This is a genomic window from Phaeodactylibacter luteus (assembly GCF_007993045.1).
GTDB classification, from domain to species: domain Bacteria; phylum Bacteroidota; class Bacteroidia; order Chitinophagales; family Saprospiraceae; genus Phaeodactylibacter; species Phaeodactylibacter luteus.
The window spans coordinates 146,015-170,750 of sequence record NZ_VOOR01000005.1 but is presented as its reverse complement, the minus strand read 5'-3'; the positions used below and the strand labels follow the sequence as shown (position 1 = coordinate 170,750).

20 protein-coding genes are annotated in these 24,736 nt (G+C 54.6%); 12 read left to right on the top strand and 8 right to left on the bottom strand.

What is annotated here, in order from left to right:
• Positions 1 to 15: 15 nt before the first annotated feature.
• Positions 16 to 1,710, bottom strand: a complete 1,695-nt coding sequence (locus FRY97_RS03865; protein WP_147166113.1) for a DUF6029 family protein — start codon at positions 1,708 to 1,710, stop codon at positions 16 to 18.
• A gap of 278 nt (positions 1,711 to 1,988) precedes the next feature.
• On the opposite strand from FRY97_RS03865, the gene FRY97_RS03860 reads away from it, so the two are divergent.
• A complete protein-coding gene (locus FRY97_RS03860) occupies positions 1,989 to 2,492 on the top strand; it encodes a TlpA family protein disulfide reductase (RefSeq protein WP_147166112.1) in 504 nt (167 codons plus the stop codon).
• A gap of 458 nt (positions 2,493 to 2,950) precedes the next feature.
• Here FRY97_RS03860 and trmB read toward each other — a convergent pair whose 3' ends face one another.
• The 4 genes from trmB to FRY97_RS03840 form a co-directional block, all read right to left on the bottom strand.
• Positions 2,951 to 3,655, bottom strand: a complete 705-nt coding sequence (gene trmB / locus FRY97_RS03855) for a tRNA (guanosine(46)-N7)-methyltransferase TrmB (RefSeq protein ID WP_147166111.1) — start codon at positions 3,653 to 3,655, stop codon at positions 2,951 to 2,953.
• 87 nt (positions 3,656 to 3,742) lie between these two features.
• On the bottom strand, positions 3,743 to 4,549 hold the full coding sequence (locus FRY97_RS03850) for an alpha/beta hydrolase (protein ID WP_147166110.1): 807 nt from the start codon (positions 4,547 to 4,549) through the stop codon (positions 3,743 to 3,745).
• 436 nt (positions 4,550 to 4,985) lie between these two features.
• Entirely contained in the window at positions 4,986 to 6,527 is a 1,542-nt protein-coding gene (locus FRY97_RS03845) for a hydroxymethylglutaryl-CoA synthase family protein (RefSeq protein WP_147166109.1), read from the bottom strand.
• Positions 6,528 to 6,795: 268 nt separating this feature from the next.
• On the bottom strand, positions 6,796 to 7,038 hold the full coding sequence (locus tag FRY97_RS03840) for a 4a-hydroxytetrahydrobiopterin dehydratase (protein WP_147166108.1): 243 nt from the start codon (positions 7,036 to 7,038) through the stop codon (positions 6,796 to 6,798).
• Between the two features lie 211 nt (positions 7,039 to 7,249).
• Between FRY97_RS03840 and FRY97_RS03835 the strand changes: the two genes are divergently transcribed.
• From FRY97_RS03835 to FRY97_RS03800, 8 genes are all read left to right on the top strand, one after another.
• The gene (locus FRY97_RS03835; RefSeq protein ID WP_147166107.1) at positions 7,250 to 8,434 is read left to right on the top strand and encodes an NAD(P)/FAD-dependent oxidoreductase; all 1,185 of its coding nucleotides are present in this window, start codon (positions 7,250 to 7,252) and stop codon (positions 8,432 to 8,434) included.
• Positions 8,435 to 8,443: 9 nt separating this feature from the next.
• Entirely contained in the window at positions 8,444 to 8,665 is a 222-nt protein-coding gene (locus tag FRY97_RS03830) for a 4Fe-4S binding protein (protein WP_147166106.1), read from the top strand.
• Positions 8,666 to 8,692: 27 nt separating this feature from the next.
• Entirely contained in the window at positions 8,693 to 9,607 is a 915-nt protein-coding gene (locus FRY97_RS03825; RefSeq protein WP_147166105.1) for a methyltransferase domain-containing protein, read from the top strand.
• 9 nt (positions 9,608 to 9,616) lie between these two features.
• Complete coding sequence (locus FRY97_RS03820) at positions 9,617 to 10,456, top strand: methyltransferase domain-containing protein (protein ID WP_147166104.1); 840 nt, start codon at positions 9,617 to 9,619, stop codon at positions 10,454 to 10,456.
• Positions 10,453 to 11,355, top strand: coding sequence for a homogentisate phytyltransferase (locus FRY97_RS03815; protein ID WP_147166103.1), 903 nt, complete (start codon positions 10,453 to 10,455; stop codon positions 11,353 to 11,355). Before FRY97_RS03820 ends, FRY97_RS03815 begins: the two co-directional genes overlap by 4 nt.
• A 168-nt stretch (positions 11,356 to 11,523) precedes the next feature.
• Complete coding sequence (locus tag FRY97_RS03810) at positions 11,524 to 12,141, top strand: coiled-coil domain-containing protein (protein ID WP_147166102.1); 618 nt, start codon at positions 11,524 to 11,526, stop codon at positions 12,139 to 12,141.
• A gap of 703 nt (positions 12,142 to 12,844) precedes the next feature.
• The gene (locus FRY97_RS03805) at positions 12,845 to 14,188 is read left to right on the top strand and encodes a sensor histidine kinase (protein WP_147166101.1); all 1,344 of its coding nucleotides are present in this window, start codon (positions 12,845 to 12,847) and stop codon (positions 14,186 to 14,188) included.
• A gap of 30 nt (positions 14,189 to 14,218) precedes the next feature.
• Complete coding sequence (locus FRY97_RS03800) at positions 14,219 to 14,917, top strand: response regulator transcription factor (RefSeq protein WP_147166100.1); 699 nt, start codon at positions 14,219 to 14,221, stop codon at positions 14,915 to 14,917.
• 320 nt (positions 14,918 to 15,237) lie between these two features.
• Here FRY97_RS03800 and FRY97_RS03795 read toward each other — a convergent pair whose 3' ends face one another.
• The gene (locus FRY97_RS03795; RefSeq protein ID WP_147166099.1) at positions 15,238 to 16,707 is read right to left on the bottom strand and encodes a hypothetical protein; all 1,470 of its coding nucleotides are present in this window, start codon (positions 16,705 to 16,707) and stop codon (positions 15,238 to 15,240) included.
• 7 nt (positions 16,708 to 16,714) lie between these two features.
• Positions 16,715 to 17,263, bottom strand: coding sequence for an RNA polymerase sigma factor (locus FRY97_RS03790; protein ID WP_147166098.1), 549 nt, complete (start codon positions 17,261 to 17,263; stop codon positions 16,715 to 16,717).
• Positions 17,264 to 17,655: 392 nt separating this feature from the next.
• On the opposite strand from FRY97_RS03790, the gene FRY97_RS03785 reads away from it, so the two are divergent.
• Complete coding sequence (locus tag FRY97_RS03785) at positions 17,656 to 20,259, top strand: DNA gyrase/topoisomerase IV subunit A (protein WP_147166097.1); 2,604 nt, start codon at positions 17,656 to 17,658, stop codon at positions 20,257 to 20,259.
• A gap of 215 nt (positions 20,260 to 20,474) precedes the next feature.
• Here the strand turns inward: FRY97_RS03785 and FRY97_RS03780 are convergent, their stop codons facing one another.
• Positions 20,475 to 20,660: a hypothetical protein gene (locus FRY97_RS03780; RefSeq protein ID WP_147166096.1), complete on the bottom strand. Its 186-nt coding sequence runs from the start codon at positions 20,658 to 20,660 to the stop codon at positions 20,475 to 20,477.
• 286 nt (positions 20,661 to 20,946) lie between these two features.
• Here FRY97_RS03780 and FRY97_RS23105 point away from each other — a divergent pair, with 286 nt between their 5' ends.
• Positions 20,947 to 24,192 carry a glycosyltransferase family 117 protein gene (locus FRY97_RS23105; protein WP_246141537.1) on the top strand — a complete coding sequence of 1,082 codons (3,246 nt, stop codon included), beginning with the start codon at positions 20,947 to 20,949 and terminating at the stop codon, positions 24,190 to 24,192.
• On the top strand, positions 24,182 to 24,625 hold the full coding sequence (gene rpiB / locus FRY97_RS03770; RefSeq protein ID WP_147166095.1) for a ribose 5-phosphate isomerase B: 444 nt from the start codon (positions 24,182 to 24,184) through the stop codon (positions 24,623 to 24,625). The genes FRY97_RS23105 and rpiB overlap by 11 nt, the downstream gene beginning before the upstream one ends.
• The last annotated feature ends 111 nt before the right edge of the window (positions 24,626 to 24,736 follow it).

Genomic DNA, 24,736 nt, shown 5'->3' with positions numbered 1-24,736 from the left:
GGGCGCTTATCAGGTTTAAAAACTGGAATTAAGTGTAAAACGCACCCCGCTGAATGCGGGTTCGAGGCGGCAAATGCCACCCGTGCACACCACCCCTTCTACCTGCTTGATATAGCTAAGGGAAAAGCGGTTGGAGCCGTGGGTGTAATAAACATCGAAGCGTGGGTAGTGCAGAGCAGCCTTCTCTCCGCTATCGTCTACCGGGGAGTTTTTGCCCGGCCCCACGTTGTACATATCTGATATGGTAAACGTCCAGTGAGGCGCCATGCTGAACTCCACAAGGCCAAAGAGCCAGTTGCCATAATCATGGCGCTGCCCTTTGCTGTCTTTTCCGGTAAGCATAGCCTGCCCTTCAAAACGGATAGACTTCCGGCGGGAGAACTTGTACAGCACATCGAAGAAGGGCGTAAGGGTCTCTACGATAGGTGCATCCGGTTTAAACTCGAAGACTTCCTGGTTGTAGCGCTGTACCTGAAGCCCGGCCAGGAACTGCCAAGTGCGCTTGTATTTGTAGGTGAGCTCGGTGTAAAGCTCGCGGTAGAGGAGGTTGTTGTCTAGATCTGTGATATTAGAGAAGTTGACATTCACGCCTACTTTGCGCTTGTAGTTGTAGCGCACATCTGCCTGTACTGCCATTTCCCCTAAAAACTGAGTAGCCGCGTTGTAGCGTGCTGTGAGGCGGTAAGTATTGACCCGGGCCATGGGCGGCAGGAAGTTGACCAGCCCACGGTTGAGCTGTTCCTGTGGGCGTACCCGGAAATCGAAATTCTCTGTGCGCTTGCCTTCCAGTGTTACCCCAAGCCCACTCTGTGCGTAGCTCAGGCTGGAGTACACTACGGTGCCACTGCCTTTATACAGCTTTTCGCCTACCACCACAGAAGAGTCGGACAGCTCAAACTCCCCAAAAGGGTCCGTTAGGTTGTCGGGCGTTTTGTAAGCCCCTTCAAGGTACCAGGTCCATGGCCCGGCAGAAAGGGTATTGTAGGCAGAAAAAGCATACGTATTGTAAGTCGGCACAAAAGCATCCTCCTTCGTGTAAGTGTTGATCGTAGCCACCACTGCATTCATCGACTGATCATCAAGGGTGCGGTTGACGACCCCAACGCCGGGGGCCATGGCCCAATTGCGCCCTTCCTGCCCTAAGCTGAGGTAGCCGTCTATCGCCCCTCCTTTTATGACCGGCTCATAAATATCAAACTGCTGCTTCTGCCGGCCAGTAAAAGCCTTGACCTGCCAGTTTTCGCCTATATCGTAAGCCAGGCGGGCACCGAAAAGCGCATTGTCTATTAACAGCGGGCGCTGCTCAAAAGCCCGGAAAATAATGCCGCTGCCCACTTGGTCATAAAGGTAGCCGACAGAAATATCCAGCTTATCAATTTTTTTGTGGACAAACCACCGCCCAATCCCTTCGTCTGTAAAAGAGCCCGTGGGGTTGAGCAGGTTGGAATTGTTGAACAGGTCGAAACGGAGCCCGAAATCAAAACCCCAATTGCTGTAAGAGAGGTTGAGCCAGGCATCTGCCCCGTACAGCTGCCGGTCGTACTGCGGGGTATTGGCCGCCCCGATCAGGCTGTCCCGCATGAAAAAGTTGCCATTGGCTTCCAGATTGCCGGATAAAATGCCGCCATCCTGGCTGAAAAGGGTAGAGAGCGGCGATAGCGACAGTAGGAGCGCTAACACCCGGAGCGAGCTATTTTGCAATAGGTTCATCTTATTTAAAGTTCCGTTAAGGTCTGACAAAAAGGCACCATGCCTTTTCAAAAACCTGTTAATTGGTAGCCTGGCTTTGACGTCCAAAATGGGGGTTTAGCGCCAGGTGCCACAATAATCCTGCGAATTCGCTGGAAAATAAAATTTTATGCAAATATAGTCAGGCAAAAAACAAAGCTGGGCATAGATTGCCCTGGCCTACAACTGCCTGCTTTGCTTACCTTTGCAAAACCGCCGGGGCCTCCCGGCCTCACCACGTCAAATTCATCTTAATACCTATGAAAAAATCGATCCTATTCTCCCTCGCCCTAGCGCTTTCGTTCGCCGTACAGCTCGGCGCCCAATCCACCAAAACACTGCCTTCTGTCGAAGTCAAAACCCTCGACGGGCAATCGATTGACATCAAAACCTACGCCGACAACGGTAAAATCACCATCCTCAGCTTTTGGGCTACCTGGTGCTCTCCCTGCAAAAAAGAACTTGACGCCATCGCTGACCTCTACCCAGATTGGCAGAAGGACTACGATGTTGAACTTGTTGCCGTGACCATAGACACCCAACGGGCCCTGGCCAAGGTGAAGCCCATGGTAGAATCCAAAGGCTGGACCTACGCCATCCTCTCAGACCCCAATCAGCAGCTGCGCAATGCACTGAACTTCCAGACCATCCCTCAGACCTTCGTCCTCGACCAGAGCGGCAATATTGTGTACAACCACAACGGCTATGTGCCCGGAGATGAGTACGAACTGGAAGATACCATCAAGAAACTGGCAGGGAAGTAGGCCGTGCTCAACCCTTCAGCCGCGCAGCCCAAATCATCGTTTTTGGGGCTTGCCCCCTGCCCAATGAGATGGGCCTGCCCCCTCCGTAAGGATAGGGGCCTCCCCCTGCCTAGCGGCAGGGGGCGCTATGCTACGGGGCTCGCTGTCCGCTCGGCCCTATCGGGCTTGACACCCCTGCGCAGCGCTAGTGGCTTAAGACATAAATCTCTGATACTTAAGTTGAAGTTGTTTTCCGGCTAATCAAGGCGAAGGTTCGCGACTTTAGCCCGAGCTAAAGGAGCGGTTCTTTAACGAAGAGTAGGCGGAAAAGAACGAAACTTGGGGTGGCAAGGATTTATGGCTTGAGGCACTAGGCCAATGCCTTTACAAGGCCGACAAAGCCTGAGGCTTTTATGCCCAGCTCAGCAGGGTAAGCACAGCACACATATCCCTGTGCGCCTCCGCTTGCGCCCTGTGCACTATTGCGCGCCCTGCCTCAGCTTAAACCGTACGTACTTGATCGTCTTGCCCTCCCGGAGGTGCATGCGCTCGTAGTAGGTTTTCAGCTCCAGCTCCTCCATCGGCAGCTCTTTGGAGTAGATGTCGTCGTCTTGGTATACAATCTCTGCGCCTTCGTACTCGCCCAGCACTTCCAACGTGAACTCATAAAGATTGGGCTCGTCCGTTTTCAGGTGGATAAGCCCATCTGGGCGCAGGAGTTTTTTATAAGTATCCAAAAACCGGGGGGCTGTCAGCCTGCGGTTGGCTTTGCTCTCGCGCAGGAAAGGATCGGGGAAGGTGATCCAAATCTCGCTGACCTCCCCAGGCTCAAAAAATAAGCTCAGCTGCTCAATGCGTGTACGAAGGAAGGCTACATTCTCCAGGTTCTCCTCCAATGCGGCCCCAGCACCTTTCCAGATCCGGGCCCCTTTGACATCTACCCCGATGAAATTGCGGTTGGGGCTCATGCGCCCCATGCCCAAGGTATACTCTCCCCTCCCACAAGCCAGCTCCAGCACGATAGGGTTGTCGTTATGAAAATGCTTTTCGCTCCAGCGCCCCTTCATTTCAACAGGCTCCCCATTGATGCCCGTCAGCTGAGGGGCCATAGGGTTGAAGTTTTCGTATACATTGGGGTAGGACAGTAGTTCTGCAAATTTCTGCAGCTTATTTCTTTTGCTCATAAGGTGGTGCGCACTCCTGCAATTTTGGGCCAGGCGGTTGAACGCCCGTGAAGTTTAACGCAAAGGTAAATGTCCAAAGGCATTAAATCAAAAAAGCGCGTCCAGCACCAGCTGATATTCTGCAAACTGTGGCAAATTGCGGTGCCCTCCGCCCTCGATGAGAAAAAAATCCGAGGGCGCTCTCAGCAAGGGCTGTAACCGCCGGGCCAGATACAGGGGTGTCAGTTTGTCCCGAGAGCCCGCAATGATGTAGACCGGGCAGCGGGCAGTGGGCAGCCATTCAGCATTGGGGAAACGATGCCGGAACACCCCCTTGGGCAAGGGCAGGAAGACTTGTGACTCGAACACATGCGGCATTTCATCAAATGGCGTCTCAAGGATGAGCGAGCGGCAGCGGTCCTGTGCAGCCAGCCAGGAAGCAGGCCCCGTGCCCAAAGACCTGCCATAGATGGTGATGCTATCCGCAGGGTACCTCCCCTTTAGCCAGCTCAGCCATTCAGCGGCATCCTGGTAGAGCGCCCATTCCGAGGGCCGGCCGCCACTTTTTCCATATCCCCGGTAATCAGGCATGAGCACATCGTACCCCCGGCTGGTGAAAACGGTATGCTCTGCCCCCCACCGGCTAAGGCTGCCCCGGTTGCCATGAAAGTAAAGCACTGCCCCGCGGGCAGGCTGCCTGGCCATAAAGTGCAGCCCGTGCAGCCCTGTGCCATCAGCAGCAGGCAACTGTACTTCCCGGAATGCCCCGGAAAAAGAAAATTGGTAATCCAATGGCAGCTCCTCCCGCTGAAAGATGATGGCCTCCTGCCCGGCCCAGATGGCCCCTAAGAGCAGCAGGTAGCCCCCCAGAAAGGCCAGGCCGATGATTGAAATGCTTTTCAAAAAAATATCCATATCCTGCCTTGAAAAGGCCAGCCGGGCCAAAAGCCCGGCAGCCCCCCTAAAGATAAGGCTTTTAGCATTGGGGGTAACCCAAAATGTCGCTAGTGTTTAGCCTTGTCGGCTTTGGGATAGAGCCGGCCTAGCGCTGCGCAGGGGTGTCAAGCCCGATAGGGCCGAGCGGACAGCGAGCCCCGGAGCATAGCGGCACCTGCCGCCAGGCAGGGGCAGGCCCCAAAAAAAGCGACAATCTGGTTTGCGCCCTTAGTGCTAGCCTGGAGCAGCTCTATTTTGGAGATCAAGCGTTTATGCCCGCCTGCTGTAACAGCATAGCCGGCAGGCTTCTGGCGAAGCCGCTGCACTTGAACTCAGTGGGCTAAATGAAAAAATAGGGGGGAAGCCAGGCTCATCAAGCGTTGATCGGCAAAAGGGACCGGCTCCAAACATACACTTAGCGTACAGCCGTAGCCGGCTCGGCTACGCGCTTCTGCCAGGCGTACTCCCGCAGCCCTTCCCGCACACCTTTCTCCCGGATAACATTTTTGAGGAAAAAGCTGCCCTGCGGGGGCGCTACACTCTCCTGCTGTTGCCCACGGTGCAGGCGTTCGTACTGCTCAGATGAGATGAGCGTGCGGCCTTGCAAACGCTCCGACAGTTTAAACCGACGGGCAACTTCTTCCCATCCGGTCTCTACTGTTGCAGTAAATACTTTGGACTTGGAGCCGCTGCCATAGGCAAAAAAGCCAAACGCTTCCCCTGAGAGTTTATTCCCCTCTTGCAGGTCTGCCTCCAGGGTGCTCATTAAGGCTAGAAAGACGGAGGAAGTATAGAGGTTGCCAACCAAGGAGGATGCGCGTTCTCCTTTCTCGATCTTTTCGGCTACGAAGTTGCGGTAACGCGCTGTCTTGGTCACACTGCGCAAGTAGCCCGAACGGGCTTTTTGGTAAGCTTCGCCCGACTCGAAATCAGCAGCCTGTGGCATATCTGCGCCCACCTCGGCCACTGTCCGCTCCCAATCGCCCCGCTTTTGGCTTTCGCTGACAAAGACCTCGGAGAACATGCGCCGCGCCTGATAGGCATACGGCAAGTGAAAGACCAGCCGGTGCCAGTCGTCAATCACAGGCTCTTGAGCAGCCTGCCCCGATTTCGCACAATAATCGGCCAGCGCTTCTGTGATACGCTGCTGATAACAGTCATTGGAGTAAGGGCCGTCAAAAACGGGAGTGTCCCGGTGTACCTGTACCGCTTCATCCCAATGAGACAGCAGCCCGCCCTCAGCACTATGCTCCAGCTTGCTGAGCACCCGATCGGCATCCGACTCCGGCAGCCCAGCGAGGCGCAACACCTCCGCAACGATCTCTGTTTTGGAGTACGCCCGTACGGGCTTGAAAAAATCGTGTGCCGGCCGGGTAGCGACGCCCCAAGTCTCGTGAAAACTCAACAGGCGGGGGTTGTGCCGGACCAGCATAGCCACTGCACCGGCCCCTTGAGTATATTCCCCTCCAGAGCCCAGCTCATACCGGGCAACATCTGAGCCCACAACTATCCCGATGCGGGAAGGGTCTGCACTTGCCCAATCCAACGTATTCTGAAGGGCATCTACCGAACCAATGCAAGCGAAAGTCAGATCTACCGCATCACAATGCAGTAGGCAATCCGGCCCATGCTCCTCCGCAAAATACTGCGTCAGCATATCGAGCACATAAGTAGCCATAGGCTTAGCCCCGTCGAGAGCGCTTTCTGTCCCCATATAAATGCGGCCAATCTGTGAAGGCAACAGGCCGTTACGGCGGATGAGGGCTAGCACAGCGTTGGCAGCCATCGTCGCGACATCTTCGTGAGCATCTGCCACAGACATAGCTTCCAGGCCAAGCCCTTTGTTCAATTTAGGGTACTCTAAGCCGCGGGCATCTGCTAAGCTTGAAATGGGCAGGTAAAGCTGCGGGATGTAAGCCGCCATATCATCAATACCTATTTTTACGGGCGTCTGCATAATTCCCTGGTTTTGTTAATGCCCAGTGCGCGCAGCATGGGCAGAGCATGAGTAAATGAGCAACAGCAGTTCGCATACTGCTTTGCAAAAGGCTTTATAGGTCAGGGTATTGGGCAATAAGCGGGCGTATCCGGCAAGTCCGGGCCCGTACAGCTACTGAGTCTTGGTATTAACGATTTGGGAAGCCCGGTTCAAAGCCTGGGCACTTTTGTTTTTATAACGAAAGACAACAAAGAAAGGCCATTTAGGTTTAAACCCCTTGGGCCTGCTAACGGTAGCGGGCGTAGATGGCATCAATGGCCTTTGCCAGCTCCCGGTCTTTATCGGTCACTACATCGCCTGCATCGTGGGTGCTCAAGGCAAAATCTACCGTATTATAGACGTTGTGCCAATCAGGATGGTGCTGTAGGCGCTCTGCCGCGAAAGCCACTTCTGTCATAAAGCTGAATGCCTGAGTAAAACGCTCAAACTTGAAGGTTGCTCTTAAGCGGTTGTCGGATTCCGTCCACATCTTTTTCTTCTTTTTTATCATAAAAAGGCTGGAAAGGCCATGTATCTGCCTGAAGAGCAATATTTAGGGCAAAATGTTCAACAGTTGCCGTACCTTCTGGTTAAATTGTGGCGGGCGCCCTGCCTAAAAGCACGGTGTTTTTCCTCATTACCCCCATACAGCACCTGCGTGCCCCGAGCATGGCGCTGACGGGACAACCCACAATCCTCCCATGCCTCACCAATTCTCCTACGACCTTGTTGTTATCGGCTCTGGCCCCGCAGGGGCTACCACGGCCCGTATTGCAGCACAGCTTGGCTGTACGGTCCTCCTTGTAGACAAAAGGCAAGAGCTCGGTGCCCCGATACAGTGTTCTGGGGCGGTCAGCAGGCATGCGCTCGAAGAAGTGGGCCTGCCAATTGCCGATGAGTACATACAAGAGCCCATCTATGGGTTTGCCATATACAATCAGGATGGGCAGCGCACCACTATTGATTATCGGCGGCTCAAGCCTGGGGAGTACGGGCCTGGGGCTGGGCAGAAGCCTTTGGGCTACGTGGTAGACCGCCGCCGTTTTGACCGCTACCTGATGACGCTGGCTGAACGGGCTGGGGCAGAGGTATGGCTAAAAACAGAGGGGCTCGGCTATGAGAAAGACGGCGAGGGGGGCTGCCTGGTGCGGCTGAGGCGATACAATCAGGATATTCAGGTCAAGGCAAAAGCTTTGGTGGGCGCCGATGGGCTGCAATCACAGGTGGGCCGTTGGGCTGGGCTGCGTACCCACATCAAGCTCAATGAGCTGGCCAGCTGCTTACAATTCGTAGTGGACGGGGTGCCTTCGGAAGGGCTCCTTGAGATCATCACCGGCCATCAGTGGGCACCTGGCGGTTATGCCTGGGTCTTCCCCAAAGGTCATGGGTACGCAGAGATAGGGCTTGGCGTAGCCCGTACCATGACGGAAAGCCATCAGAATGCTCAATGGTTCCTCGGCCAATTTATGAAAAGCTCTTTTTTCCAGGAGCGGTTTGCAGATGCCCGCATCCTTGAAGTGCAAGGCGGAGGCGTGCCGCTCGCTGCGCCTTTGCGCAAACAATATGCCGACTACCTCATCTTGGTAGGCGATGCCGCCCGGCACGTCAACCCCATAACTGGCGGGGGGATACACACAGCCCTGAGCGGTGGCAAAATTCCGGCTACCTTCCTTTGCCAGCTCATCCAAAGCGGGCAGCCGGCTCATGAGCAGGCCCTAAAAGGCTATCAGGATGCCTGGCTAGAGCAGCTGGGGCATAAGATGTGGAAGCTGTACGAAGAAAAATCAAGCATCTTCAGAGAGGCCGATATCCCCTTACGCGATGAGCGCTTGTACCGCACCATGTCCGATTATTTCAGCCCCAATTCAGAATACAAGAAAATTTAACCTCAGACCATGCCCAAACCAGCACCTGTTATATTCGATATTGGTTGGAACGCCTGCATCAACTGTGGCGCCTGCGTAGCCGTATGCCCTCAAGAAGCAGGCTTCATTAGCCCTTTTGATACCATTGCTACTGACCGCCCCTGCGATATCGCCTGCATGATCTGCGAAGACATCTGCCCGGTCACGACCATTACTCACCGGCCCGCTGAGCCTGCTGCACAGCCTGCCTGATCCCTTTACCTCTTTAAACCTGACCCTATGCAATTGGTGCAGCACAAAAAAGAAGCTTACTGGTTTTACCGGTTCCTATCCATTTTTTATGATAAGCTGGTCAACCCTCTTTTCTGGACCGTCCCTATGCGGCGGCAATCTCTTGCTATTGGCAAGCTCGACGAGCCAGGCATAACCGTAATTGATGTGGGCTCCGGCACAGGTTTTACCACAGAAGGGATTGTGGAGCATGTACCTCCGCAGCGGGTGACCTGCCTTGACCAGAGCCCGCATCAGATGGCACATGCCAAAGCGAAGCCGGCCCTACAGGGCTGCACCTTCCTGCTGGGCGATGCAGAGCACCTGCCTTTCCCTGATCACAGCTTCGACCGCTACGTCTCGGCTGGCAGTATCGAATACTGGCCAGACCCGGCCCAGGGCATACGAGAAGCCTTCCGGGTAGTAAAGCCTGGGGGATGGGCCCTTATGATTGGACCTTTAGAACCGGTACACCCGGCGGGGCGGATACTCGCACGGCTTTGGATGCTTTTCCCCCCGGAAGCTGACTACTGGAAGTGGTTCCGCGAAGCGGGCTTCACAGACTTGGAAGCCTGCTACGTCAAGCCCAACTGGGCAAAAGGCAAGGGCAGGTATGGCATCGCCCTGGCAGGCCGAAAACCAGAAGGGGCCACAGCCGCTGCCCCTAAGCCACAGCCAAAAGCCGAAAACACGGAAAAGCCAGGGCTGCTCCGCAGCTTCTTGCTTGGCGCGCGTGTCATTTTGGGCTCTTTGGCCGGCTTTTTCTTCATCCCCGCCGCACTCATCGGGCAGCTCCGCCTTTCTATAAGCGGGCAGGGGCACTTGCCCCCGGAGGAAAGGGAGCACCTCAATACCTATCAGAAGCGGGCATTGCTCTTCATTGCAGGGGCTGTAGCCTTAGCTGTCTTTCTCCTTATCCGATAAATCGCCCTTATGCCTACGCTCAACGAAAAAATACAGCACTTCTACGACCGCTCCACCCCCTTGTGGCTCGATACTTGGGGGGAGCACATGCACCACGGCTACTACCCACCGGGCAAGCCACCGGGCCATCATCAGGAGGCACAAGTGGCCTTGGTCGATGCCCTGCTGCAGTGGGGGGAGGCTAGGCCGGCCTCTTCTATACTAGATGCAGGCTGTGGTGTAGGGGGGAGCGCAAGGCTGCTGGCTCATAAGCTGGGCGCTGAACGGGTATTGGCCTGTACGCTCAGCCCTGTTCAAGCAGAAAAGGGCAAAGCTTACAATGCTGCGGCAGGCTTGGAAAACGTGGTGGAGATCAGGGCGCAGGATATGATGACACTACAGCCTGAAGACGGGCCTTTCGACCTGATCTGGTCGCTTGAAAGCGCAGAGCACATTGGAGATAAAGCCGCTTTGTTCCAGCTCTTCCACAGCCTGCTCCGCCCGGGCGGGCAGCTCATCATGGCTACCTGGTGCCACCGGGAGAGGCCGCCAGAGCTAGACAGGAAGGACGAGCACATCCTTTCCCGCATAAGCAAGCTGTACCACCTGCCGCCCCTGCCTGCACTGAGCGAGCTGACGAAAGGGGCTGAGCGGGCAGGCTTTTCACAGGTTGGATCTGCCGACTGGAGCGATCAGGTGGCCCCATTCTGGAAAGCAGTCATCCGTTCTGCCCTCACGGGGCGCAGCTTCGCCGGGCTGCTAAAGGCTGGGCTGCCGACCATACAAGGCGCCCTGGCCATGCGCTATATGACACAAGGCTACCGGCGCTCGCTGATCCGGTTTGGGCTTATAAAAGGCATACGGCCATGAATAACGCCCTGGCACAGTTCATCCGGTTTTCCCGCCCGCATACCATCATCGGCACCACACTTAGCGTGACGGCTTTGTTTGTGCTCTCGTGCGGATATAATGAGCAGCCCCTTCATGCCTATGCCGGTATTTGGGCCTTCGCGCTGCTGACCTGCTTATGCGCCAATATCTATATTGTGGGGCTCAATCAGCTCACCGATATCGAGATTGACAAAATCAATAAGCCCTACCTGCCCTTGGCCTCAGGCGCTTTTTCCATGAAAACAGGCCGTCATCTGGTGGCCACAAGCCTCTTGCTTGCGGTTGCCCTTCCGCTTTTCGGAGGCCGCTACCTCGCTTGGACGGTCTGGCTGAGCCTGGCCTTGGGCACTGCTTACTCCCTTCCGCCTTTCCGCCTAAAGCGCTTCCCTTTTTGGGCCGCCTTTTGTATCATCGCGGTAAGAGGGCTGATCGTCAACTTGCTTTTATTCCTACATTTCAACAATTTGATGGGCGGCACTCCCGTTCTCCCTCCACTCGTAAAGTGGCTGACCGCAGCTATTTTTGTTTTTGGCCTGATTATTGCTTGGTTCAAAGATATGCCGGATACAAGCGGCGATGAGGCGCATGCCATCAGGACGCTTTCCATAGCCCTGGGGGTACGGACAGTTTTCTTGACCGGTACGGCTATCCTGGCCGCCCTGTTCGGGCTACTGGCCGCGCTGCCAATGCTCGGCCTTATAGCGGCCAAAGGGGTGCTCTTCAGCCTTGGGCACCTCCTGTTTACTGCTTTTCTGCTGTATGCAGCCTACAGGGCCAACCTCGAAGATGGGAAGAGCATAGCCCGTTTCTATCAGCAGATATGGCTACTGTTCTTTGGCGAGTATCTATTGTTTGCGCTGGCTGCCGTACCCGCTTGATAGGCCATAGGAGCTGCAGGTGCTAAAGAAAACTTAAATTCAGCTCATGGCTATGGATTTGCCGGGCGGAGCGGCTCTTTTCATCGCAATTCTTCCAAATGATTTAAAAAATCCATAATTTGTTCATACCTCCGGGCATGAAGCCCGGGCCCACAAACAAAACATCGTATGAGATTACTGACTTTAGTAGCACTGCTGGGCATACTAGCGGCGCCCATGGCTTCTCAAGCGCAGGAACTGTCAAAAGAAGACGCTAAAATCTGGAAAAACAAAGCTAAAGAATACAAGCGCAACCCTGCGGCCCTAAAAGCGCTTGCCGATGATGTAGACCGCTATCGAGAGGAGGCAGCAACGTATTCTGCGCAGGTAAATGAAATGGAGGCTGAGCGCGCCAATCAGCGGCAACAAATCGCACAGCTAGAACGCGACAATATCCGGTTGCAGGATGAGCTCGGGGAGCTGCGCCGCGCCCTTGCGGATATGAACAACCAACCGCAGCAGCCTGCCATGGGCGACGATATGTCCGGGCTGGTTTTCCGCGTACAAATTGGAGCCTACCAAGCCCTCAATGTGCCTGCCAACCTCGATGGCGATAACGACAATATGGACCTTGAAGTCGTAGACGGGCTACAGAAAATCATCATCGGCCACTTCCCTGATGTAGAAAGTGCCGAAGCGCTACGGTCCTATATGCAAAAAATTGGCGTGAAGGATGCTTGGGTTGTCGCCTATCAGGATGGCGCCCGCGTGCCTATGAACCAAGTGGTGCCGGGCTACGGCCAATAGCCTCTTTGGGTATAGGGCTGAGCACTTGCTTGGAGCTTTCTTCTTGTTTCCAATCAATGCTTGACGAACATGGCTTCCTCTCTACATGCTCATTTGGCCCGCTACACTCAAATGTAGCGGCTGCGCCTGAGCCCTGCCGGCCAGGCGGGTATCAAACACTTGATTTTCAAGACGAAAATACGCTAAACAAGCGTTGAGCGGGTACTGAATCCTTTGGTGTTCAGTACCCGCTTTGCGGTGTCCGCAGCTAGCCCCTTGAAGGCCTATGCCTTTATGGGCAGAAAACTGCTCTTGGGCTGTACTTGGCCAGCTAAGAAGGCCAGGCTGACCACCGGGCATCTGATTTGACTTGCGTCAAACTCCGCCCGCTCATGGAAGGCCAAAAATACAAACTGCCTGAACAGAGCACCCGCCCGGCACCAATCAATGGTGTGCAAGCCAATAGGCCATTAGCTTCATGATGGCAACGGCGGACTAGCGCTGCGGAGGGGTGGCAAGCCCGATAGGGCCGAGCGGACAGCGAGCCCCGCAGCATAGCGGCACCTGCCCACAGGCAGGGGCAGGCCCAAAAGAGCGACAACTTGTGCTGCGCCCTGTTAATGAGCTGTTAAGCATTTCATTAAGTGCAGGAAAGCCGGTACTTTTCAGTTCTATAGCTTTACTTGTGCTGTAGGCAGCCCAATTCCCACATGGCCCGATAACTATGAAAAACGCAGTCATTTTCCGGGTGCTTGTCCTTGGCGCCATCGCAATTGCGGGCATTATTGGCATGCAGGCCTATTGGGTCGTCAATACCTGGAACATCAATGAGGAAGAGTTCAGCCAGAAGGCTAGCCTGGCGCTGTACCGGGTTGCCTGCGATCTAGTCGATATGACAGGCGGGGAGCTGCCCGCGCGCAATGTGGTCAACCAAAGGGCTACCAACTACTACGTTGTCAATATCGAAAGCGAAATTGACGACGAGCACTTGGAGTACTTCCTGCAAAAGGAATTCGAAAAACTGGCCCTCTATGCCGATTTCGAGTATGCCGTATTCGACTGTGCCACCAATGAGATGGTCTATGGCAACTACTGTAGCTTCAAGCCAGAACAGCCAGACCTGGCTGCGCTCGGCGACCTGCCCCGGGACGATAAATTCACTTATTACTTCAGCGTGAAGTTCCCCAACCGCTCCGGTTATCTCTTGGGCAAGATGCAGCTTTCCATCTTCTTTTCGGCCATCCTCTTGGTCGTCCTTCTGTTTTTCGCGTACTCCATGCACATCATTTTACGGCAAAAACGGCTTTCGGAACTGCAAAAGGACTTCATCAACAACATGACCCACGAGTTCAAGACGCCTATCTCCACCATTAAAATCTCTGCTGATGTGTTCCAAGGTGCCCCAGAAGTACAACAAAACCCGAGGCTGCTGCGCTACGCCAACATTATCAGAGAACAGAACCAACGGCTGAACAGCCAAGTGGAGAAAGTATTGCAGCTGGCTAAAGCCGAACAAGGCAACTTTGACCTCAAGCTTGAGCCTTTGCCGCTACGCGAAACGCTTTCTCAAATCGCAGACAGCACGGCTGTGAGGGTAGAAAAACGTGGCGGGCAACTGCACCGCCGCATTGACGTGGACGAGGCGGTTATTGAAACCGACCGCCTGCACTTTACCAACATCTTGCACAACCTGCTGGATAACGCCATTAAATATGGGCAGGACTCCCCCGACATCACCCTTTATGCCAAGGCCAGCCACGGAAAGGTACATATACAAATTCAGGACAAAGGTGTTGGCATAAGCAAGGATCAGCTTTCCAGGGTGTTCAGCAAATTTTACCGGGTGCCCACGGGCAACCTCCACAAAGTAAAAGGCTTTGGGCTGGGGCTGTTCTATGTCAAGCGGATCTGCGATGCACAAGGCTGGCAGATACAGCTGCACTCGCAGCCCGGGCAAGGGACTACCGCCGAGCTCATTATCCCCATCGCCAAGCAGGGGATCACCGGGTGGTGGCAGCAGCTTTGGGGCACTCGGGCAGGCCGCCTTGCCAAACCTGCCGATTCCTGACTTTTTTTGACCGCCCAACTCTACACGACCATGAAAGCCAAAATTCTTTATGTGGAGGACGATGAGAGCCTCAGTTTCGTAACCCGCGACAACCTGGAGCTGCAGGGGTACAATATCGTTCATTGTGCTACAGGGCGGGAAGCGCTAGAACTGTCCAACAACGGGCTGCAGCCGGACCTTTATATCCTGGACGTAATGCTCCCCGATGTGGATGGCTTTGAGATCGCCCGGCGGATCAGGCGCAGAGACCAGCAAACGCCTATCCTGTTCCTGACCGCAAAATCCTTAAAAGAAGACCGGCTCAAAGGGCTGAGGCTGGGCGCAGACGATTACATCACCAAGCCTTTTAGCATTGAAGAGCTGATCTTGAAAGTGGAAATCTTCCTGCGCCGGAGCGCCATCTCTATACCCGAAAATACCGAACTGTACCGTATAGGCTTGTTTGAACTGGACTACAAAAACCTTTCGCTGGAAACTCCGGAGGGGGGCAGGCAGCTCACCCAAAAAGAAGCAGACCTGCTTCTGCTCTTCGCCAAAAAAACCGATCAGGTCATCAGGCGGTCTGACATCTTACGTGAGCTGTGGGGGGAAGACGACTACTTCATGGGCAGGAGCTTGGATGTCTTCATTTCCCGCTTGCGCAAATACCTTAAGCCTGATAAGGACCTTAAGCTGGAGAACATACATGGGGTGGGGTTTCGGCTGCGGACCGGTACCGAAGACAGCTAACCGTTGAAGGTGCGCAAACCAGGTTGCCGTTTTCCTTTGGGGGCCTGCCCCTGCCATCGGGCAGGTGCCGCTATGCTACGGGGCTCGCTATCCGCTCGGCCCCTCGCCCTACAGGCGTCGGGTCTGGCCTTCGGCCACCCCTTCGCAGCGCTAGGCCAATGCCCGGCTAAAGCTCGAAAACATAAACGCCTGTGCCATCTTCCCCCCCTTGAATGAGGCCCGTTGGTGCTCAGCCCAAAATGGCTGGCACTTCCAAGCATGCCCAGCTTCCGCTTCGGAAATCAGGCAGGAAAAGCAGTTCAAGGCCTGTGCCTTTGAGGTCATTTTAGGCGCACCCTCGTACCGAAGAAGAGAGAAAGGCTGTTAATCTGATCGCTATTGGGGCCAATGCCCTCCTGCCCATTGAGGTAATAGAAGGCGTGCTGATAAAACGGCTGGGCAAAGAGGCTCCACCGCTCGCCGATCAAGCGCTCTGCACCAAGGCCGATATTAGCTGTCAAGTAAGCATTATCACTAAAGCTGCCCCCTTCAAACCAGCCCAGCCCGTTCCTGCGGATGCGGTCAATTTGTGCCTCTTGCCCAGAGTTGCCGTCCGTAAATTGAGGGGTCATAGGCCGGAAACTATACTGCGGAGCATCTGCCGTATAGTAATTGGACTGGAACGCCACGTGCAATGCGCTCCCGCCCATTGCATAAAAGCGCCAGTGGCCCCGTTCGATAACATCATAACGGGCCCTGATGGGCAGGGTAATCATGTTGAGCTCCGTAGTCTGCAGCTCGTCCCCTCTCAGCCCTGAGAGCAGACTGCCCTGCACATAGACCACACCTACCGGATAAGAGCGAGCAGCATAGATAGCTCCACTGCCAATTTCGAACCGCCCAAAATCCAAATCTAGGGAGAGGCCTCCGCCATAGCCAAGAGCCGCCCGGTTGAGGTTTTCGGTTAAGCGCTTCTCCTCGCTAGCAGGCACTAAGATGGTATTGTACTCTGCACTGCTGAACATCCCGACTGCCAATACGGGTTTGCCGGAAGGCTGCTGCTCTTCCTGCTCAGGCAGCCCAAAACAGTTGTACGCCAACACCCCTGCCTGCCGGCTTTCTATCGGCCCGAATGGAGGCAGAGGAGCGGGCCCCATTTCTGGTTCCGCAATACCAACATCATCCAATGTATGGGCGGCAGCCCCGCTATTCAGATTGGGCGTAAGGGTTTGGACAGTTGGCAACGGCACTTTAAACAGCGCTTTCCGGCCATCGGCAACAGGCAGCGCTGAAGAAGGCACCAAAGCCGGACCGCTCAAACGTTCAGCGGCGCCCGGAGCCCCGGTATCCGTATGGTCAACTGCTGCGCTTTCCAATTGGGCCTTCGCCAAAGCAGTGGCAGCATGCGCAGCTGTGGCCTCTACATTTTCAGAGATAGGCAGCTGTGCCAGAGCAGGCCGCTGAGAGGCCGTAGGGAGATAAGGCCACAAAGAAGTGAAAAGCAGCAAAAACAGCAACAGCTCAATGCTCTTATACCGCAAAACATACTGTGGCCAGGTAAACCACTGATTGAGCAGCCCGTCCATGCGCTGCCATTGCTCAGCCGGGCGCCCCGCCTCGAAAGTGTTCAGCTTAGAAAAGACGGCCTCGTCAAAGTCCCGATCGTTTATGCCTGCCGGACCGGCTTCCACTTCGCCCAAGCTGCCTTCAAACGCCTCGAAGCGGCTCCAGGCATCAGTAGGGCGTTCCGGCCTGATGCGGCCAAGCCGGTCTTTGATGATGTCGTCAAATGTGTTTTCGTTCTTATCCATAACGGCTTTACAGTCGTTCACTCAAAATGGCCTTAAGCTTTATTCTGGCCTTGACCAGGTTCGAGCGCGAGGTGCTTTCGGTAATATCCAGCAAATCAGCTATCTCTTTATGAGAATAGCCTTCTATCACGTAAAGGTTGAACACCGCCCGGTAAGAGGGCGTCAGTTCCTGTATTGCAGCTAGTATTTCCTGCTCTGTGCATTGGCTGACGGCATCTGCATCATTAGAGCTGACGCCATAAGCCTCCTCAAGGTCTTCCGTCCTGCGGCGGATACTCTTCCGGTAATAGTCGATGGCCGTATTGACCATGATGCGCCGGATCCATGCAGAAAGGGAAGTGCCCGGCTGATACTTGGCAATGTGCCGGAAAACCTTGATGAACCCTTCGTGCAGGATATCGAGCGCTTCTTCCTCATCGGTAGCATAACGCAGGCACACGCCCAGCATGCGGCTGTAGAACTCTTCGTACAGCGCTTTCTGAGCCCAGCGTTCCCGGCGGGCACAGGCCTGAATCAAGCCTCTCTCATTTTGGTCTAAGGGCAAAGCAATTTCCATATGCGTTCAGTTAGCCCAAATTAGCCCAATTCCTTTATAATTACAACCGGGCGCCCCGATATGCAGTGATTCTGGCAGAAACAGATGTGGTGTGGGGGCACGGAATACAGGCGTAAATAAATGCTGCCCTCACTGCTTGTAGCTTTTATAACGCTAACGCTGCCTGAAATGCTGCCCCGGGCCAGGCCAGAATCGCCAAAACCTCCACCAAACGCTATGTTTTAAAGTATTTGTTTCAAAACTTGCTGTAAATTTGTAGTTTTGACCGCGGTTTGCCCCGGGCATTCCCCGGCAAACACGCGCTAACCTTTTTTCGCAACAGCCTTCTGGCACAGGCAGCGGCCCGCTCAGGGCGCCCAGCGCCAGCAAATACGATTTGCACCCCAAGAAGTATGAGTACAACGGCACCACAGTCTAACGAGGACGGCAAGATCATCTCCCTTACCGGTATGTACGAGGATTATTTCCTCGATTATGCCTCCTACGTCATCCTGGAACGGGCAGTTCCGGGCGTAATGGACGGGCTCAAGCCTGTACAGCGCCGCATCCTGCACGCTATGCGAGAAATGCACGACGGCCGCTACCATAAAGTAGCTAATATCATCGGACAGACGATGCAGTACCACCCCCACGGCGATGCTGCCATCGGGGATGCCCTCGTCAACTTGGGGCAAAAAGACCTGCTCATCGATCCTCAGGGCAACTGGGGCGATGTGCGCACAGGAGACAGCGCGGCCGCCCCTCGTTACATCGAAGCCCGCCTGACCAAATTCGCACAAGAGGTAGCTTTCAACCCGCAGACTACCGAATGGCAGCTCAGCTACGATGGCCGCAAACGGGAGCCTATCGCCCTGCCTATGAAATTCCCCCTCCTGCTGGCACAGGGGGCAGACGGCATCGCAGTGGGCTTGTCTACCAAAATCATGCCCCACAACTTCATCGAACTGATCAAAGCGTCCATCAAAATCTTGCAGGGGAAAAGCGTCAAGATTTACCCGGACTTCCAAACGGGCGGCATGGTCGATGTCTCCGATTACAACGGTGGCAAAAGGGGCGGCCGCATCAAGGTGCGGGCCAAAATCGAAACCGTAGACAAAAGTACGCTGGCCATACGGGAGCTGCCCTACGCCACCACTACGCAGTCTCTCATCGACAGCATCCTCAAGGCAAACGAAAAGGGGAAAATCAAAATCAAAAAGGTCGTTGACAATACCGCCGAACACGTGGAAGTGCTCGTAGAGCTGGGCGCAGGCGTCTCCCCTGACCTGACCATAGACGCCCTCTACGCATTTACCAACTGCGAAGTCTCCATCTCGCCCAATGCCTGCGTCATCATTGATGATAAGCCGCATTTCCTCACAGTAGAGGAAATCCTGGACATCTGCACCCAACAAACCAAAAATCTGCTGCAGCTGGAGCTCGAAATCCGTAAAGCAGAACTGCTGGAAAAGCTCCACTTTGCCAGCCTGGAGAAAATATTCATCGAAAACCGCATCTACCGCGATATCGAACAATGTGAAACTTGGGAGGCTGTCTTGGAAGCAGTAGACACCGGCTTGCGCAAGTACGTGCGCGTCCCCGGCGAAACGCCCGGAAAGAACGACTCCCGCCTCGAGCTCCTCAGGGATATCTCCGAAGAAGACCTCACCCGCCTTACTGAAATCCGGATCAAGCGGATTTCTAAGTACAATACCTTCAAGGCTGAGGAGCAGATCAATAAGCTGCAGGAAGAGCTAAAAGAAGTACAGCACCACCTGGACCACCTCGTCGACTATGCCATCGCCTACTATGACAACCTGCTGCAAAAGTATGGCAAAGGAAAAGAGCGGAAAACCAAAATCATGACCTTCGATGCCATACAGGCTGCCGAAGTAGTCGCCAATAATGCCAAGCTGTACGTCAACCGCAAAGAGGGTTTTATCGGTACCGGGCTGAAGAAGGACGAGTTTGTCTGTGACTGCTCCGACATCGACGACATCATCGTCTTCCGCAAAGATGGCAAGTTCCAGGTGTCCCGCATTGCAGACAAAGTCTTCGTGGGCAAGGACATCATCCACGTAGACGTCTGGAAAAAAGGGGACGACCGTACGACTTACAATATGATGTACCTGGATGGACAGACCGGGCGCAGCTTTGCCAAACGTTTCAACGTCACCTCTATTACCCGTGACCGGGAATACGACCTGACCACTGGGGAGAACGGCTCGAAGCTCCTTTATTTCTCCGCCAACTCCAACGGGGAAGCAGAGGTGGTGACCGTACAGCTTACACAGGGCAGCCGGGCACGGATTAAAGTATTCGACTATGATTTTGGGGAGCTCGACATCAAAGGGAGGAGCTCAAAGGGGAATACCGTGACCAAGCACCTGGTCCGAAAGGTCAGCCTGAAGGAAGTCGGCAAATCGACCCTAGGTGCCATAAAAGTGTGGATGGACCCCGTCAGCGGGCGGTTGAACACCGATGAAAGGGGCAGCCTGCTTGGCGAATTTGATACCGGCGACCACCTCTTTGCTATTTACAAAGAAGGCAGCTATGAAGTAGCTGAGCTTGACCTGAACAAGAAGTTCGACCCTTCTGAGATCGTTGAAATCGGCAAGTTCAACCCAGAAGCGGTTATCAGCGCCGTTTACTTTGAAGGCGAACGGGGCTGGTCTGTCGCGAAAAGGTTTCAGGTAGAAACAAGCAGCACCAATCAGCGGTTCCCTTTTATCACTGAGCACAAAAAGAGCAAGCTCCTATTTGCCAGCACCCATCCGCAAGCGGGCATCTCCTACCAGATCAAGGAGGGCAGCCAAAAGGTTGACCAAAAGCTCAGCCTGCCCGACTTTATTGATGTGAAAGGCTGGCGTGCCATGGGCAACAAGGTGGCTGACCAAAAGCTGCTCACCGTGAAGCCGATAGCTGCCGAGCCGGCTGCGGGCTCAGCCGAGAAGCTAAAGCCGGGCGATAGCATCGACTTTGATACAGAAGGCAATGGCCAGACTAAAATGTTCTAAAGAGCGCAAGTAAGAGCGTGTTGGGATTTTGGTAATCGGTCTGTCCCGCTAGACAGCGGGACACTTTTTCGCTTATACTTCGCCCCGAAAATCCTTCCCGCTTTTGTGCATCAAAAGCGGGACTTGGCTAAACTCCGGTTTTCGGGTCTCGGCCAATCAAAAAATTGCTAGTTTTCGACTAGAAGACCACAACCCCAACACGCTCTAACAAATGCTTAATCCATCTCCTCGTAGTCAATATCTTCAGCATAGTCGTCATTCCCGCGTTGCGGCCTGGCGCTTTGGCTGTGCCGTATTTTGCTCTCCGGCTCTTGTTTGCTGCCGCCCAGCGTATGGCCATCTTTGAAGAAATACTTGTACAATACGTATACGATGAGCCCAGTCAGGAATATTTTTACCATAGCTTGTCAGTTTCGGCTTGTGTACAGCATTAGGCTTGGCAGCCAATAGGCGCTGGGCTCCAGCCAGGCGTAAAAAGTGGGCCAGAATCTGAACCTGCGCCTCATGCAAGTTTATAAAAGCTAAAGAAAAATCGACGCCCCTGCAAGTATAGGGAATAAGCATCAGTTATTTGCGGACAGACTTTGGACGCGAGTTGCGAGCCCTGCGCTACTGGCGTAAAATTTTTTACTTTTGCAAATCATTTCTAAGCGGTGCCTTGCACTGCAATAAAAACCAAAATGCTCAATGGGATCGACTAACCGACTAAACACCCTGGCAGGCTGGCTGGTATTTGCCATCGCGTTCACGGTCTACTTCTTTTCGGCAGAACGCACTGGCAGCCTGTGGGACTGCGGTGAATTCATACTCGGCGCATACAAACTGCAGGTGGTCCATCCGCCCGGTGCGCCCTTCTTTATACTCGTAGGCCGCCTGTTCACCTGGTTTGCAGAGCTGCTCTCGGACAATCCTGAAGATATTGCCTTTGCCGTCAACCTAATGTCCGGGCTGTGCACCGCGCTGGCAGCGGCCTTCGTAGCCTGGTCTACCATCATCTTAGGCAAAATGGCCCTCGTGGGGCGGGAAGGCACCCCAGATAGCGGGCAACAGATCGCCCTTGCAGGCGCAGGTGTGGCTGCCGGGCTTGCCACCGCCTTTGCCACCTCTATCTGGTTTTCGGCGGTAGAAGGCGAAGTCTATGCGATGTCCACCTTTTTCACCACGCTCACGCTGTGGTCTATGATGAAGTGGTACAGCCTCCCCGACAGTCAGTCCGCAGACCGTTGGCTGCTGTTCACCGTTTATGCGGCGGGGCTTTCCATGGGCGTCCACTTGCTCAGTTTGCTGACTTTCCCAGCGCTGGCGCTTTTTTACTACTACAAGAAGTACGATAAAGTCACTTGGAAAGGCATTGCCATTGCAGCTGCCGTAGGGGTAGCGATAATCGTTGCGGTACAAAATTTTGTCATCGTTGGCATTCCGGGCTTATGGTCCACCTTTGAGCTGATGATGGTCAATGGGCTGGGGCTGCCGTTCCATAGCGGCATTATCCCGACGGTACTGCTGGTCAGCGCTGTGATTGTGCTATTGCTCATGTATGTGCATGGCAAAATCACCTCCCCGGTGCCGATGTACGTATTGGCAGGGGTATTCCTGCTGGTAGGGCTTTACGCTGAAAGCACCGTTGGCGGTGGCCGGCTGGTGCGCATGCTGGGCCGGGCAGCGGTGATCGCCGGGCTTGGGTTTTATATGAATACCATCTTGGCCCGCTTCCGCCGCGAAGCACAGCTGTTTGCAGTAGGTGCAGCCTTGGTCATCATCAGCTTTTCTTCTATCGGCCTCGTGGTCATCCGGGCCAATGCAGGCCCGCCGGTCAATATGAACGCGCCAACGGATGCCATGCGGCTGCTGCCTTACCTCAACCGCGAGCAGTACGGTGAGCGGGCACTGCTCAATGGCCCACACTTCGATGCCCGCCCAATGAAGACCGAGACCGAAGACCGCTATGGGCGGCTGGGCGACAAGTACGATATCGTAGACCAAAAAATTTCTTACATCTACCGCGATGCGGACAAGATGCTCTTCCCCCGTATGGGCGACTACAGTCAGGGCCGGCCTGGGCTGTACAAGCAGTGGGTAGGGCTAGACCCTAACAAACCGCTGCCTGCCGGGCGCCCCAACCAAGGCGACAACATCAGCTTCCTGGTCAATTATCAGCTGGGGTGGATGTACTGGCGATACTTCATGTGGAATTTTGCCGGGCGCCAAAATGCAGAACAGGGCTTTTATCCTTGGGACAAGTCTTCTGGGCACTGGATTTCAGGCATTAAAGCCATTGACGAAGCCCGGCTTTATGATCAGGACAACCTGACGGAGGCCATGGCTAACGACAAGGGGCGCAACACTTATTATATGTTGCCGCTGCTGTTTGGCATCTTGGGGCTATTCTTCCACTTCCGCAAACGGCCTGAGGAAGCCATAGGGCTGATGGCCTTGTTCATCATCACAGGTATTGGCATCATCATTTACTCCAATCAGCCCCCCAACGAGCCTAGGGAAAGGGATTATGTCTTGGTTGGTTCGTTCTTCACCTTTGCCATCTGGATCGGGCTCGGCGTGCTGGCCCTGTTCGAGCTGCTGCGCGAGCGCGCCAAAATGGGCGGGCCAGTTGCCGCTGCAATTGCTGCTGCAGTTGTGCTTACTGCTCCGGCTCTTATGGGCTTCCAAAATTTTGATGACCACAGCCGGCGCCATCATACCGGTGCCCGTGACTATGCAAACAACTTCCTGCAGAGCGTGGAAGAGAACGCCATCATCTTTACTTACGGCGACAACGATACCTACCCGCTTTGGTACGCACAGGAAGTAGAAGGCATCCGGAAAGACGTACGGGTGGTCAACCTCAGCCTAATTGCCGTAGACTGGTACATCGACTTGCTGCGCCGGAAGGTCAACGACTCTCCAGCCATCAAGATGAGCGTGCCTAGCGAGGCGATCCGCGGCAGCAAGCGCAATCAGGTTTTCTACTTCAACCGTACCGGGCAGGACCGCCCGGCTACCCTGCAGCAGTTTATTCAGGGCATCGGGCAAGACCGCCCTATCACCTTGCCTTTTGCTTCTGGTGCCCGGGAAGTGGAAAGCTATTATGACACCAAGCAGGTGTACATCCCCGTTGATCAGCAGCAAGTATTAGACAGTGGCGTAGTGGGTATCGAGGACAGTGCCAAGATCGTGCAGGCTATCCCGCTCAAGCTGCAGTCGAAAGAGTACTTGATCAAAGATGAACTGGCCATCCTCGATATCATCGCCTCCAACTTGTGGGAGCGCCCTATCTATTTCGCGGTGACTTGCCGGCAGGAGAAGCTCTTTGGCCTAGACGATTATATGCAGTTGGAAGGCCTGGCGCTGCGCATCACGCCTGTGAAGTCCAAGAGCGAGCCGCAGTATGGCATCATCGGCAGCGGGGGCGTTGATGGCGATAAGGTCTATGAAAATGTCATGAACAAATTTCAGTGGGGCAACTTCGATAGGTATGATCTCTTCGTAGACCGCAGCTATGCACCGAGCGTGCAGAGCCATCAGCTGAGCATCCGCCGGGCTGCCCTACAACTGGTACAGGACGGTGAGAAGGAAAAGGCGATGGAGCTTATCGACAAGTACTTCGAAGCCTTCCCTGATATGAACTTCCCTTACGATTACCGGGCCTACTATATGATTGGCGTATACCTACAGGCAGGAGACTTTGAGCGGGCTAAGCCACACCTCGAAACCTTGGCCAACCGTACGGAAGACGAGCTGAATTTCTACAATTCTGTGGACATGGACGTCCTGGAAAGCAGCTTCGAGACGCAGTACATGCTGGCCATGCGCACTATGGAAGACATCCTGCGCGCTGCCAGGGCCAACGACGAGGCGTTCGCCAAAGAGCTGGAAGCTCGTTTTGCGCCATTCCAGATTCAAGGCCCCGAAAACATCATGCCAAATGGACAATAACAAAACGGCTGCGATTGGCTGCGACCACGCAGGGTACCCCTACAAGGCCCGACTGAAAGAGGTGCTGAGCGAAAAAGGCTGGGCGGTCAAAGATTTTGGCACAGACTCCCCGGAGTCCGTCGATTATCCCGACTTCGTACACCCCGTCGCCAATATGGTAGAAAGCGGGGAAGCTCAGCTCGGTATCGTCATCTGCGGCAGCGGCAACGGTGTTGCCATCACGGCCAATAAGCATCAGGGCATACGGGCGGCGCTCTGCTGGAATACAGCGCTCGCAGAGCTGGCAAGGCAACACAACAACGCCAATGTGCTTGCTATACCCGCACGGTTTATCTCTGAGGAGGAGGCTGCTGCAATTGCCCTCGCTTTTCTCGGTGCATCCTTTGAAGGCGGCCGGCACGCCCGCCGAGTGGGGAAAATAGCCTGTAGCTGAGGTTCAGCAACACAAGCGCACCTTTAGCTTCTCTTTTCAAAAGCCCCTGCCATTGAACCGGCAGGGGCTTTTGAGCGTGAACCAAAATGTCGCAGGCGTTTATACTTTTGG